The organism is Methylomonas sp. PHL2-19 (genome assembly GCF_059331595.1).
Window position 1 is genome coordinate 2,044,820 of the sequence record NZ_CP196839.1, and the last position, 13,061, is coordinate 2,057,880.

Below are 13,061 nucleotides of genomic sequence, written 5' to 3' on the forward strand. Positions count from 1 at the left end.
GTAAAACCCAATACTCAGCTGTTCAATGTCCCAAACATTCTCTAATGTTCAGGCGGGTTGCCTTGCGCGCCGGCCAGAAGGCGGCTATCCAGGCCACGATTAACATGATCATCAACCAGTACAGAACAGCCCACCAGTCGAAGCGGAAATCCAGTTGTATGCCAAGCATAGTTCGTCCGAGTTGTTTCGCTAGCGGTTCGGCGGCCAGATAGGCGAGCGGAATACTCAGTAACCAAGCCATGCCGCCATGCAGCAGGCCTTCCAGTAAAAACATGCGGAATATTTTTTTGGACGGGGCGCCGATGGCGCGCAACACGCCAATTTCGCGAATGCGCTGCAATACGCTAATGGCTAATGTGCCTGATAAACCGATACCGCCGACCGCTGCAATCATGCAGGCCAGGCCCAGCAGGGTGTTGAGCACTGATTTGAACTGGTTGCGGGTAAACTGGCGTTGTTCCAGTTTGGCAAGCGTGGTGTAAACATCCAGTTGTACATCATGGTCCTGAAACTGTTGTTGCAAGTTGCGTAGGTAGTCGGCCTCCTGATGTAGGTCGGCGACCGGCGCATCGAGCAGTGCAAACGACGCCATTTTCCGGTTTTGAGTAATCTGCCGTAGGGTTTCCAACGGCGCATAGACCGGTTCCACTGCATAACTATTGCCGGCCAACCAACGATAGATGCCTATCACTTGCCATTTCTGGTGATCGGCGCCTAGCGCGACGTCCAGCATGTCGCCGGCTCGGACAGCGTTCAATGCGGCCGTATCCGCACTCAGCACCAGTACGCGCTGGCCGGCGTCGCTGGCTTGGAACCAGCGTCCGGATTCAATCAGCGGTTGGTACATCGTCGAGTTGGCCGGCAATGCCAGCATCTGCAGACCCAGGCTGCCTTTTTGCGGCAACGCTAGGCCGTCCTTGGCAATTTGTATGCTGGATCGTTGCCAGAATTCAATTTGTTCCGTGCCGGCTACTGCTGCGGCAATATCGCGAATTGTTTGTTCGGATTGGTCTTGGGTAAAACCCAGCCGCACGGTATAACGGCTGCGGGCCATTTCCCGGTCCAGTGTTAAATTCAGCGAGGCGATCAAGCTGGTCAACACCAAAAACATCACGCCGGCGCAGACCAATACGCTTTGCGTCAAGACCAGCCTGGCTTTACGGCGGAACAAATTCCCTAAAGCTGCGGCGGATAAAGTCGGTAGAAAGCGCGCGCCGAACTTTTCTATTAGTAGATCGAAACGGTTGTAGCCAAAATCGGCGCCCACGCCGTAACTGGCGATTGCTGCACGTACCGTCATTCCCGCACCGCGCAGAATCGGCGGTAAACCCGCCAGCAAGGGCGCCAGCAGGCCGCCGAGTAGCATGTAATTAACGGCGGGCACTGAAATGGCGAATGCGCCGCAGTCGATATTGAATAAAGCCAGCAGTCGGCAGGCACTGAAATAAGCGGCAGCCAGGGCGGGTGGTACGGCGAAAACTATCGCCATCAACGATAAAAATAGGATTTCCAGCAGATACAGTTTGGCAATCGTGATGGTCTTGGCGCCCAGCGCTTTCATCACGCCGATCTGATCGGTTTGCTGGGTAATATGGGCCGATACTGTGTTTAAAATTAATACGCTAGCCAGGGCTAACGAGACCAAGGCCATGATTTGCAGTACACCGTTGATCCCGGCTAGAAACGGCCGGCCCCAATGTTGTTCCGGGTCTTGCAATAAGGTGACATTGACGCCGATATGTTGCGCGCTCAGCAGGCTGCGAATTTGCCCGGCAACGTTGCGGGCGGATTCGCTGCTGTAAGGTTCGGCGATTTGCACCAGCAACTGCCGGAAACTGTGTGCCGGAATCCCGAATTGGGTAGCTTGCGCGGTGCCGGCAAAAAAATGTATTTGGCCGCCGAATTTGGGCGGTTTAACGAAGGGATGGCGGACGATACCGCCAATCGGCAAGGTCTGCGGGCCTTGGGCGGTTTCGAATTCTATGTCGCCGCTTTGCATGCCGCTGGACAGGGCGGACAGGTTTTCTATCACAATCCGGTCAGCACTCGGCCAATCGCCGGATTGCAGCGCGGTTTTATCGAAATGCTGGTGTTCATAATCGGGGCGAATAATCAGCGTGCCCAGATGCCAGTCGGTCTCGCCCGGTCTGCGGAAGTGTACGCTCAGCGGCGTCATGGTATCGACGCCGGCTACGCCGGGTATGGCTTTGATTTGCGCCAACAAACTAATATCGGCATCATTGCGCAAGATCAGATTGATATGCGAGGGTTGCGATTGCCGATGCGCGGCATCCATTTTGTTCAGCAGTAAATCGATCATGCCGAATAAAGTCCCGACACAACAGACGCCGACGGCGATGCTGATAATCGCCAAGGTAGTGCGGCTTTTGGTCAGCCATAAGTCGGCCCAGACTTTATGCCACAGCGTATTCACCTGCTGCCTACCGGTTGGCTGTCGGCGTGGATTCGTCCGGAACGAATTTCCAGTTTGCGGCTGGCGGCGTCGGCCAGGGTTTCGTTATGGGTGACCATTACCAAGGTTTTGCCTTGGTCGCGCAGATGCGCAAACAAATCGAACACCGAATCGGCGGTGGCCGCATCCAGATTGCCGGTGGGTTCGTCGGCGACGATCAGCGGGGGATCGTTGGCCAGCGCGCGGGCAATCGCCGCCCGTTGTTGTTGGCCGCCGGAAACCTGGCTGGGCAAGCGCTCCGCAGCATCGGCCAATCCGACCAGTTCCAGTAAATACATGGCCCGCTCACGGCGCTGGCTTTTGCTTAATCGGCCGAGAAAATCCATGGGCAGTACGATGTTTTGCAGCAGATTTAAGGTAGGCAATAACTGGAAGAACTGAAACACGATGCCGACATTGGCGCCGCGCCAGATGCTGAGTTTTTCGTTACTGAGTGTTTGCAGCTCGGTGCCGTTGACGCTGACTTGGCCTTGGCTGGGGTGGTCGATGCCGGTGAGTAAGTTTAAAAGGGTGGATTTGCCGTTGCCGGACGGGCCGACGATAGCAACAAATTCGCCGGGGTAAATATCCAGATTGATGTCGTGCAAGACAGTTTGCAGCGTGCCAGCTTGCGGATAGTCCTTATAAACCTGTTTCAGTTCGATGATCTTTTTCATAACAGCCGGCAAATTGCGGTATGTTACACGAGGCGCGGGGATCCTGGCATACCCGTCATTTCACGCACACTGCGCCGGAGGGCGATTAATGACATCGGTACGGATTTTGTGGCTAGTGCTTTGCCTGGTTTGGATAGCGGCGGAAATTGCTTTGGCCCGCCGTACTGTGCTGCAAGCCGGGCCGGTCGTGAATACGGAGCGGCGTTCGCAGCGCATTTTGTGGATCAGTATTTTGGCAAGTCTGGCGCTGGCATTGTGGTTTAAAAATCTGGCGTTGGCGCCTATAAGGATTGATTATCTGCCTAGGCAAATGTTGGCCATGCTGTTGTTTGCTTCGGGGCTTTATTTGCGTTACGTGGCGGTGATGAAATTGGGCCGATTTTTCACAACTAACGTGCTGATACAGCAAGAACACAGATTAATCAAAGAAGGGCCTTACCGTTGGCTACGGCATCCGGCCTACACCGGCTTGTTGATAGCCTTGTTTGCTGCCGGAGTGGCGATGGGTGATGTTCTGGCGTTGGCGATGTTGCTAGGGCCGACGGTTTGGGCGTTTACCCGGCGCATTGAGATAGAAGAGCGGATGTTGCTGGCTGAGTTCGGTGCGGTTTATGCCGATTTTTGCTTATCGACCTGGCGGTTGTTGCCTTGGATATATTGAAAGCGTATTGGGGCGGTTTTAACCGCCCCAATAGCGGATAGACCTAGCCGGTCAATTCGTCCAGATATTTTTCCACATCCAAAGCGGCCATGCAGCCGGCGCCGGCTGATGTGATGGCTTGTTTGTAATGCGAATCCATCACGTCGCCAGCCGCGAATACGCCCGGTACGCTGGTGGCCGTGGCATTGCCGTGGATGCCGCTTTTAACGACGATGTAGCCGTGGTCCATCTCCAACTGGCCGGTAAAAATGTCGGTGTTCGGAGTGTGGCCGATGGCGATAAATACGCCGTGCACGTCCAAATCTCTGGTGCTACCGTCCTGCGTGCTCTTGATACGCAGACCGGTAACGCCCATGTCGTCACCCAGTACTTCGTCTAGCTCGTGATTCCATTCGATACGCACGTTGCCGGATTTTGATTTTTCGATCAGTTTATCCGACAAGATTTTTTCGGAACGGAATTTATCGCGCCGGTGCACGACGATCACCTCGGAGGCGATGTTAGACAAATACAGTGCTTCCTCCACAGCAGTATTACCACCGCCGATCACCGCGACCGGTTTGTTGCGGTAAAAGAAGCCGTCGCAAGTGGCGCAGGCGGAAACACCTTTGCCTTTAAAGGCTTCCTCGGACGGCAGGCCCAGATATTTAGCCGAAGCGCCGGTGGCGATAATTAACGCATCGCAAGTATAAACGCCGGCATCGCCGGTCAAGGTAAACGGCTTTTGCGACAGATCGGCGGTATGGATGTGGTCGAATATGATTTCGGTATTGAAGCGTTCGGCATGCAGGCGCATCCGTTCCATCAAATCCGGACCTTGCAAGCCTTCCACGTCGCCGGGCCAGTTGTCCACCTCGGTGGTGGTGGTCAATTGGCCGCCTTGTTGCATGCCGGTGATCATCACCGGATTCAAGTTAGCGCGCGCGGCGTAAACGGCTGCGGTGTAACCGGCCGGGCCGGAACCTAGGATTAAGAGTTTGCAATGTTTTGCGGCAGCCATTATTTCGAGTCTCCATGCGGGTTAGGGTAGCAAAATTATAAGGGCATTCCCCCCGCGATAAAACCGATTTACCGACTGGTTTTTAATGGCGTGGCCGGTAAAGCTAATGTGAAATCGATTTACATCATCTATAATCATGTTTTGTGACGCTTTTATTGTGAGCCGACAACTATGGTTGCTGTTGTGGAAGAAAGAGCCTCGCGAGGCTATCGCGAAATCGCATTACTGGGATTTTCGAGTTGTGCGTTGTTTTTTTTAATTGCCCTGGTCACTTTTAATTCCAACGATCCGGGTTGGAGTCATAGCACATCGTATCAATCCATCAGTAACGCCTGCGGTTTGTTTGGTGCCTGGCTGGCGGATTTTGTACTGAGTTTTCTGGGCTTGATGGCCTACCTGATTCCGGTGATGATTTTCTGGTATGGCTACATCCTGTTTCAAGGTTCCCGCCAGACCGGTGGGCAGTGGGCGCTGGCGTCGCGCTCGGCAGGTTTCCTGGCTACTACAGTGTCCGGCTCGGCGATTCTGTTTTTGCACCTGCATTTTCTGCGTACCAAGATGGATTTGCCGGAGAGCCCGGGGGGTATTCTGGGGCGGGAAATTGGCGACGCCTTGGTACATCTGTTAGGCAATTCCGGTTCTACCCTGTTGTTACTGGCCATTTTCATGACCGGCGTGACCTTGTTTACCGGCTTGTCCTGGCTGACGATGATGGCGTTTATCGGCAAATGCGCGATGACGGCCTGTTCGGTTGTGGGCCGGCAGGCAGTTGAGGTGCCCGAGCGTTATCGCGCGGATAGACCCGCGCGACTCGAACCTGTAAAAGAAACCAAAAAACCGCGTAATCAGCAATCCGAAGTTAAAACCGAAGAGCGCGCGAAAAAGTCGCAAATTCAAGTGCTAGAAGCCGCGCAACCTTCTGCCGCTGTCGCGGTTAGACCCTTGCGTAGAAAAGACAGCAAACCCGTGGACGATATGGAGCCCGGCGCCTACATCAACGCCTTGCCAACCTTGTCTTTGCTGGACAAGCGTGAAATCAAGGTGAAGCGCTATTCCAAAACCGAGCTGGAAGAAATTTCCCGCCAAGTCGAGGATGTATTGCAGGATTACGGTATCGCCGCCGAAGTGGAAGCGGTATTGCCTGGACCGGTGATTACCCGGTTCGAATTACGCTTGGCGGCCGGTGTGAAAGTCAGCCGCATCAGCAGCCTGGCCAAAGACTTGGCGCGCGGTTTGTCAGTAACCAGCGTGCGTATCGTCGAGATTATCGAAGGTAAATCGGTGATTGGTTTGGAGATTCCGAATCAAGAGCGGGAAATGGTTTCGCTACGCGACTTACTGGTATCGGATGAGTTTGAGCGGGCTAAATCCAAGCTCAGCATCGCGATGGGTAAGGACATTTCAGGCACGCCAGTGGTGGCCGATCTGGGCAAAATGCCGCATGCGCTGGTGGCCGGCACCACGGGTTCCGGTAAATCGGTAGCGATCAACACCATGATTCTGAGTTTGCTGTACAAAGCCAAGCCGGAAGATGTGCGAATGATCATGATAGACCCGAAGATGCTGGAATTGTCGGTGTACGAAGGCATCCCGCATTTGCTGACGCCGGTCGTTACCGACATGAAGGACGCGCAAAACGCCTTGCGTTGGGCGGTGGCGGAAATGGAGCGTCGTTACAAATTGATGTCCAAATTGGGTGTGCGAAATCTGGCCGGTTATAACCAGGCGGTCAGGGAAGCGGAAGCGGCCGGTCAGCCGATTCGCGACCCGCTATTCCGGCCGGAAACGCCGGTGGCATTGGAAGACTATCCTTTGCTGGACACACTACCCAGCATCGTCATCGTCATCGACGAGTTGGCCGACATGATGATGGTGGTCGGTAAAAAGGTCGAGGAACTGATCGCCCGTTTGGCGCAAAAGGCACGAGCCGCCGGTATTCATTTGGTGTTGGCAACCCAGCGTCCATCAGTGGATGTGTTGACCGGTTTGATCAAAGCCAATGTGCCGACCCGAATTTCTTTCCAGGTATCGTCGCGCATCGATTCCCGGACCATTATTGACCAAGGCGGTGCGGAAGCCTTGCTGGGTAACGGCGACATGCTGTTCCTGCCGTCCGGCACTAGTATCCCGTTGCGCGCCCATGGTGCGTTTGTGGATGACCACGAGGTACATCGGGTGGTGGAGTTCCTGAAAAAAACCGGTCCGACCAATTATTTGGACGAAATCACTCAAGAGCGCACCGATAGCGGCGAAGTGGCCGGTTTGGACAGCGAAGACAGCGAATCCGATGCGCTTTACGATGAAGCGGTGGCGTTCGTTACCGAATCGCGCAAAGCGTCTATCTCCAGCGTGCAGCGCCGTTTCAAAATCGGTTACAACCGCGCGGCGCGCATCATCGAAGACATGGAAAACGCCGGCGTGGTCAGCATGCCGGAAACCAACGGCTCCCGTGAGGTATTGGCACCCCCGCCGCGCTGATTGCAATGAGTATTATCATTATAGGCTTGCTGGTCGTCGCTGCCGTTTCCGGCATCGGCGGCTGGTTAGTCAGCTCTAAACAAAGCCAGGAAACGCCGGTTAAGATCATGATGTTTTTGGGTTATTTCTGGCTGTTGGCTTTCGCGCAATTATTGCTGGTCGCCTTAAGCTACTTCGGCTGGAAACATTTCTCGGCTTGATTTTTCTGACATGAACCTAATTCCCGAGTTAATCGGTTATCTGGCGGCGACTTTGACCACCGCTTCTTTTCTGCCTCAAGCAATTAAGACCTTCAAAACCCGCGACACCGAATCCTTGTCACTAGGCATGTACAGCATGTTTACCTTGGGGGTGTTGCTGTGGTTGATTTATGGTATCTATTTGGTGAATATAGCTATCATAGTAGCCAACGCTATTACCTTTTTGCTGGCAGCGGCTATCTTGGGCTTTAAAATCCATAATCTGCTGCGTAAATGAATATGCCGGGTCAACCACAATGTCTTCCAGTGCTTCCAGCCATATCGAAATAAGAGCCGATAGTTTCGCCGCCAATGACAGCAGTGCTTTCATTGAGAAAATTCGCCCGAATACCGGCATTTCCGAGCCTGTCTACAAGCAACTGCAAAGACGCATCACCGATATGATCCAGTCCGGCGAGCTCGGAGATGGTTTTAGTCTGCCATCCGAGCGAGCTTTGGCGGAAGCGCTGGATCTTAGTCGCACCACGGTGCGGCGTTGTTATGAAGAATTGCGGGCTCAGGATTGTATTGCTACTCATGGTCGCGCCGGCGTCACGGTTAAGGCGCCACCTTCGCGGATTAATCCGGAGATGGGTAAACTGAAAGGTTTTACCGAGGAAATGCGCGAGTTGGGAGTTATCCCGTCTACGCAAATTCTCGAGCACAAGATTGTCGTCGATAGAACTATCGCGTCTATTTTTAATCGTCCGGCGTCTACGCGATTTCTACGTTTGGTAAGGGTGCGCTTGGGAGACGGTATGCCGCTATCGCGCGAAGTGGCTTGGTACGATCTAACGGTAGCGCCGGCTTTGGCTGATTGGAACGGCGAAGGCTCCGCTTATCAATACCTTGAGCTCCAATGTGGCTTGGGCTTGGTGCACGCTGAACAATCCATCGAAGCGGTACTCAGCGATGACGCGGAAGCGGCCGTATTCGGGTTTGACCAGCCGGGTCCCTGCTTGTTGTTGAAGCGCAAGACCTACGCCGACAACGGGCAGATTGTGGAGTATGTCGAAGGCACGTTTCGCGGCGACGCCTATACCTACCGGGTCAATCTGAAGATCCGGCCGAACTAGACTAATTTTGGTATTGGATTGGTTTTTATAAAATGATTAATCTCGGCTGGTGTCGGCAAGCACCCCAATACGCCATGATGCTTGGCAACCCAGGCACCGCTGGCACTAGCTAGTCTCAAAGCCTCGGTTAAACTCAGGTTATTCAGCAAGGCAGTTGCCAGACCGGCGCTGAATGCGTCGCCGGCGCCGGTGGCGTCCAGTGCGGCTATTGGCCAAGCCGGTTGGTGAAGAACCACGTCTTTCGTTAACGCCACGCATCCCGCCTCACCCAGTGTGACCACCAGTAGTTCCCCGGACCAGGCAATTTGTTGCGCCCACTTGGATAAGTTACTCAGCCACTGCGCCAGGCTGATCACATTGTTGCTTAGGCCGAATAATGCAGCGGCTTCGGTTTCGTTTACCACCAAAATATCGGTCAGCTTTAACAAGCCGGGATCAGGTTGCCGCCAGGGCGAGGGGTTCAGCATAGTGCGGATACCACGCTGACCAGCGATCTGGAAGGCCCTGCGGATCGGCGCTTCCGGGATTTCGAATTGGGCGTAAATCAGATTGAGATGGGGCAGGGAGGCCAGGGCTTGTTCGACGTGTTCCTCTTTCAGCAGCGTGTTGGCGCCCGGATAGACTGCCAGGAAGTTCTCGCCGGTCGGGCTGATAAAGCCCACGCCAAAACCGGATTGCGGGCCTGTTTTCAGCAGCCAGCGGCTGTTCATGCCCGCGTTCTTGATGAGCTCAATTACTTCATCCGCCGCCGAGTCCATTCCCAGCGGCAATAGCATTGCCACCTCAGCGCCAAGCCTATGCGCGGCTATGCCAACATTCAAGCCTTTGCCGCCGTGTTCCTCGATCATGCCGGTTGCTTGCAAGGATTCGCCCGAACAAGGCAAGCGCTCAACGTTCAGGCAATGAGCATGGACATAGCTGGCTAATACTAGGATGGACACGACATCTCCGTTTTAGAAAAAAGTCTGTGAAATAGTACCGAAATAAAACCAATAATTTACGATTGACGCAAAAAAATCTAAATGGTATCTATATGGTTACTTAATTAAATACCAAAAAGATGGAGTATTAGCTATGACCCAGCAAGTTCTGAATATCAATAACACCCAAATCGTCAGCGGTACGGAAAACATGACACCAGGCGAGGGCGGCGCGCATACCCGATTGCTCTGGGCCAGTGTGCCGCCTTTTTCGGCCAGACCTGATGTAACCGTTAGTATCTACTCCGCCGAAGGTATGCCAAACGCCGGTACTACGTTTGTTCCTTGGTCTATCGAGTACGTTCCGGGTGGTGCGGCTGGTGGCCGAGACCTGATAGCCATTTCGGCAGCGAATACCGAAACAGGTTTGGAAACCGATGTCGATGTAGTTTGCAGTTATCTGGCCATTGGTCCAAGTGAGTAGCCCTTTATTTATGCTACCGTTTCAGTTCGTTTAGAAATTCGAACTGACCGGTGAAGCCAAGCTTCGTATTTCCAAAGGAAATATTATGAAAGTCAAAACTGCATTACTAACCCTGTCCATCCTCGATCTGGTGGTCTTCAATACAAATGCCGTCGCGAGTGCGAACGCAACTGCCGAGGTTAGCGTTGACTGGGGGAGTTTCCGAGTGACGTCTGGAACCAATGTGAATGCCGGCATCGCTTGGTACGACAAATCTTCGGGCGTGGGCACGCGCCTGGACACGCCGTATGGCACCGGTACCTATTCGTCCGATTGGGTGACGCCGCTAACCAGCCTGCAAACTGGTAGCGGTATTCGCTCGCTTACCTCGCGAGCTGATGTTGATCCCAACGTCCTATATAGCTATTCCCAGGATCTCGATCCAGCGTTTGGCGATGCTGTCGTTACTGAGTCGTCCCGCACCGGTAGCTTTACTGGTTCCGGCAGCGGGGTGACGACCTTCTCGGTCGATTACAGCATGAATATCAGTTTGATACCCGGTAGCGAACCGAGTGATGTGGCATCGGCGTCCGTAGTGCTGGTGGTCAATGATTTCGGCGACCCTAACCAATCGCTGCTAGCCCGAAAAGATCTGTTTCTTAACGCCAATTTTGTCGGCAGTTTGCCGGACAGCGCTGGAGGTACCTTATCGGTCACTTTGCCAACCACGAGCACCGGGCGCATATTTTTTAGGGTTACCACTCATGCTTACGCAAACGTTTCAGGGATTTCTCAAGTGCCGTTGCCAGCCTCGGCTTGGCTATTCGGATCGGTATTATTGGCGCTAATCGGAGCGATGCGTCTGCAATGGGCCGCTGCTGCCGGTATCTGAAACGTTTCTGACTTCCAAAGTAGCGTTTAAGCGCACCGGCACACGTTTTGAGTCTGGCCGGTAGTTGTGACATCCACCATTTTTAACAACGTTAATCAATTAGAGGACATTTATGAATCGCTTCTCGTCTTTGCTGGCGCTTTGTGCAGTGTTGGCTTATGCACCAACAGCAGCTGCGTACACCACATCCTTGACCGTGATCGCTAGTGCGAACGCCGCTTATGGCAGTCAGTCCTACGATGCGGATTCCAAGGTGTTAAACAACATCAATAGCCCTTCATCGTCTGCGGTCGATGCGTTGTATCAAGTACCCAATGCGGGTGGGCCGGGTAGTTACGTTGAGACGTACCGCTCCGCCGCCGGCGGTTTTGTCACTCCCGGCGTAATGAAAGCCAGTGCCAGTGCCAGTGCGACAGCCTATGCCGCGAATGTCGCCAGCGCCAGCAGCAAAGTGTCATTTGCCGATAACTTCAAGTTGGTGGGCCCCAGCGGTCGAAATATCGATCTGACTTTGACTTATTTGGTGTCGGGAGCACTGTCCGGCACCGCGGCCGCCAGCGGTGCTGTGCAACTAAGTACGGGTGACAGTATTTCTTTCACGGAAAATGGTTATACACCGCGCAGCTTCAGTTGTTCATGGCTGGCGTCGTGTACCGGCGTGGCGACATTTTCGGTGCCGGTCAATACCTTGATTTCACTGGATGCTTTTCTGGAAGTCGGAGCGGGTGCCAGTAGCTATTTCAAACCCACCGTAACCGAGTCATCCGCCAATTTCGGGAACACCGGTTTGGTATATCTCGGTATTGCCGATAGCCGCTATCAGTTGCTGAGCGGCAGCGGTTTTAGCTATGCGCCCGTACCGTTACCTGCCGCGTTTTGGACTTTTGTTGCCGGATTGTATATGTTGGGCTATTCCGTACGGCGCAAGTAGTGCCTGGGCTAGATCGACACGCCATTGCCTTTAAGCAGGCGCGGCAAAAGTATTCTTCACTGCGGCTTTTGCCCTTCGCCTGACCGGTTGCGGTGCCGCATCCCTGCTTCTGTCTCGTAGCAGCTACTAAGTTGTTACAATGCCCGGCCAACTTGAACGAGCGGCTGCTAAATCGGCCAGAGAAGCATAATTAATGAAAACCAGAGATAGAAGGCACGGTGTCGTACTGGTACACACCGGCGAAGGTAAGGGTAAGTCCTCAAGTGCGTTTGGCATGGTATTCCGCGCCGCCGGGTGGGGCATGAAGGTCTGCGTGATTCAATTCATCAAAGGCCAGTGGCAAACCGGCGAGCAACGGGCGGCGACGCGATTCGAAGAAATCGAGTGGCATGCCTTGGGCGATGGTTTTACCTGGGATACCAAGAATCCGGAACAAGATATTAAAACCAGCCGGGAAATTTGGGAGTTTGCCAAACAAAAAATTCTCTCCGAAGAGTTTGATTTGGTAATCCTCGACGAAATCAATTACTGCTGCGGCTATGGTTGGATCAGCGGCCAGGAAATCGCCGATTTCATCAAAAACGATAAACCCACCTGGCTACACTTGGTGATGACCGGCCGCAATGCGGCACCGGAAGTCATCGAAGCAGCCGACACGGTCACCGAGATGACCCGAATCAAACACGCTTTTGCCGCAGGCATCAAAGCCGAGCAGGGCGTGGAATTTTAAGCTGAAAAAAAACCGGGCTTCTGGCAGAATTGCCGGTTTTTAATCCAGGCACCAATACCACTATGCAACAAGCAAAAAAACTTATCGAACAGTACTATCAAGCATTCAACAGCGGCGACATGGATACCTTTCTGAGCTTGTTGACCGACGATGTGGTACATGACATCAACCAGGGCGACCGCGAGCAAGGCAAGGCCGCTTTCGGCGAGTTCATGAAAAAAATGAATCACCACTACAAAGAACAGTTGGTGGATATGGTGATCATGGCTAACGAAGACGGCACCCGCGGCGCAGCGGAGTTTGTGGTATTGGGCGAATATCTGAATACCGACGAAGGTCTGCCGGAAGCCAACGGCCAAACTTATCGTTTGCCGGCCGGCGCGTTTTTCGATATTCGCGACGGTAAAGTCGCGCGCATCACCAACTACTATAATTTAGGCGATTGGATTGCGCAGGTGGATCCGCAGTAAGGCTTTTGTCAGGCGCATTGCCGATACCGGTCGATTGGCATAGAATCCGAAGGGTAACAATTCGGATTCGCC

14 protein-coding genes are annotated in these 13,061 nt (G+C 53.6%); 10 read left to right on the forward strand and 4 right to left on the reverse strand.

All coding sequences use genetic code 11. The features are described 5' to 3' along the window. Nucleotides 1–22: 22 nt before the first annotated feature. Both ACR02O_RS09685 and ACR02O_RS09690 read right to left on the reverse strand, forming a co-directional pair. Nucleotides 23–2,434 (reverse strand): ABC transporter permease, encoded by a 2,412-nt coding sequence (locus ACR02O_RS09685; RefSeq protein WP_458137025.1) that lies wholly within the window; start codon nt 2,432–2,434, stop codon nt 23–25. Further along, nucleotides 2,431–3,129 (reverse strand): ABC transporter ATP-binding protein, encoded by a 699-nt coding sequence (locus ACR02O_RS09690; RefSeq protein ID WP_205450798.1) that lies wholly within the window; start codon nt 3,127–3,129, stop codon nt 2,431–2,433. The genes ACR02O_RS09685 and ACR02O_RS09690 overlap by 4 nt, the downstream gene beginning before the upstream one ends. Before the next feature lie 88 nt (nt 3,130–3,217). Between ACR02O_RS09690 and ACR02O_RS09695 the strand changes: the two genes are divergently transcribed. Then, the gene (locus ACR02O_RS09695) at nt 3,218–3,790 is read left to right on the forward strand and encodes a methyltransferase family protein (RefSeq protein ID WP_240348015.1); all 573 of its coding nucleotides are present in this window, start codon (nt 3,218–3,220) and stop codon (nt 3,788–3,790) included. Nucleotides 3,791–3,833: 43 nt separating this feature from the next. Here ACR02O_RS09695 and trxB read toward each other — a convergent pair whose 3' ends face one another. After that, nucleotides 3,834–4,790 carry a thioredoxin-disulfide reductase gene (gene trxB / locus ACR02O_RS09700; RefSeq protein ID WP_205450797.1) on the reverse strand — a complete coding sequence of 319 codons (957 nt, stop codon included), beginning with the start codon at nt 4,788–4,790 and terminating at the stop codon, nt 3,834–3,836. Between the two features lie 171 nt (nt 4,791–4,961). Here trxB and ACR02O_RS09705 point away from each other — a divergent pair, with 171 nt between their 5' ends. Genes ACR02O_RS09705 through ACR02O_RS09720 form a run of 4 tightly spaced genes read left to right on the forward strand, consistent with a single transcriptional unit; the run spans nt 4,962 to nt 8,583 of the window. After that, nucleotides 4,962–7,268: a DNA translocase FtsK gene (locus tag ACR02O_RS09705; RefSeq protein WP_033155425.1), complete on the forward strand. Its 2,307-nt coding sequence runs from the start codon at nt 4,962–4,964 to the stop codon at nt 7,266–7,268. 5 nt (nt 7,269–7,273) lie between these two features. After that, nucleotides 7,274–7,468, forward strand: a complete 195-nt coding sequence (locus ACR02O_RS09710) for a hypothetical protein (protein ID WP_033155424.1) — start codon at nt 7,274–7,276, stop codon at nt 7,466–7,468. Between the two features lie 10 nt (nt 7,469–7,478). Next, nucleotides 7,479–7,745 (forward strand): SemiSWEET transporter, encoded by a 267-nt coding sequence (locus ACR02O_RS09715; RefSeq protein WP_033155423.1) that lies wholly within the window; start codon nt 7,479–7,481, stop codon nt 7,743–7,745. 19 nt (nt 7,746–7,764) lie between these two features. After that, complete coding sequence (locus tag ACR02O_RS09720) at nt 7,765–8,583, forward strand: GntR family transcriptional regulator (RefSeq protein WP_033155422.1); 819 nt, start codon at nt 7,765–7,767, stop codon at nt 8,581–8,583. On the opposite strand, the gene ACR02O_RS09725 is transcribed toward ACR02O_RS09720, so the two are convergent. Further along, complete coding sequence (locus ACR02O_RS09725) at nt 8,580–9,524, reverse strand: ribokinase (RefSeq protein WP_033155421.1); 945 nt, start codon at nt 9,522–9,524, stop codon at nt 8,580–8,582. The two genes, ACR02O_RS09720 and ACR02O_RS09725, sit on opposite strands and share 4 nt — an antisense overlap. A 133-nt stretch (nt 9,525–9,657) precedes the next feature. Between ACR02O_RS09725 and ACR02O_RS09730 the strand changes: the two genes are divergently transcribed. The 5 genes from ACR02O_RS09730 to ACR02O_RS09750 all read left to right on the forward strand — a co-directional run bounded on the left by ACR02O_RS09730 (nt 9,658) and on the right by ACR02O_RS09750 (nt 12,989). After that, nucleotides 9,658–9,987 carry a hypothetical protein gene (locus tag ACR02O_RS09730; RefSeq protein WP_033155420.1) on the forward strand — a complete coding sequence of 110 codons (330 nt, stop codon included), beginning with the start codon at nt 9,658–9,660 and terminating at the stop codon, nt 9,985–9,987. Nucleotides 9,988–10,072: 85 nt separating this feature from the next. Next, nucleotides 10,073–10,858, forward strand: a complete 786-nt coding sequence (locus ACR02O_RS09735; protein ID WP_033155419.1) for a hypothetical protein — start codon at nt 10,073–10,075, stop codon at nt 10,856–10,858. A gap of 112 nt (nt 10,859–10,970) precedes the next feature. Next, nucleotides 10,971–11,789, forward strand: a complete 819-nt coding sequence (locus ACR02O_RS09740; RefSeq protein WP_033155418.1) for a hypothetical protein — start codon at nt 10,971–10,973, stop codon at nt 11,787–11,789. 193 nt (nt 11,790–11,982) lie between these two features. Continuing rightward, nucleotides 11,983–12,519 carry a cob(I)yrinic acid a,c-diamide adenosyltransferase gene (cobO, locus tag ACR02O_RS09745; protein ID WP_033155417.1) on the forward strand — a complete coding sequence of 179 codons (537 nt, stop codon included), beginning with the start codon at nt 11,983–11,985 and terminating at the stop codon, nt 12,517–12,519. A 62-nt stretch (nt 12,520–12,581) separates the two neighbouring features. Continuing rightward, complete coding sequence (locus ACR02O_RS09750; RefSeq protein ID WP_064007374.1) at nt 12,582–12,989, forward strand: ketosteroid isomerase-related protein; 408 nt, start codon at nt 12,582–12,584, stop codon at nt 12,987–12,989. The last annotated feature ends 72 nt before the right edge of the window (nt 12,990–13,061 follow it).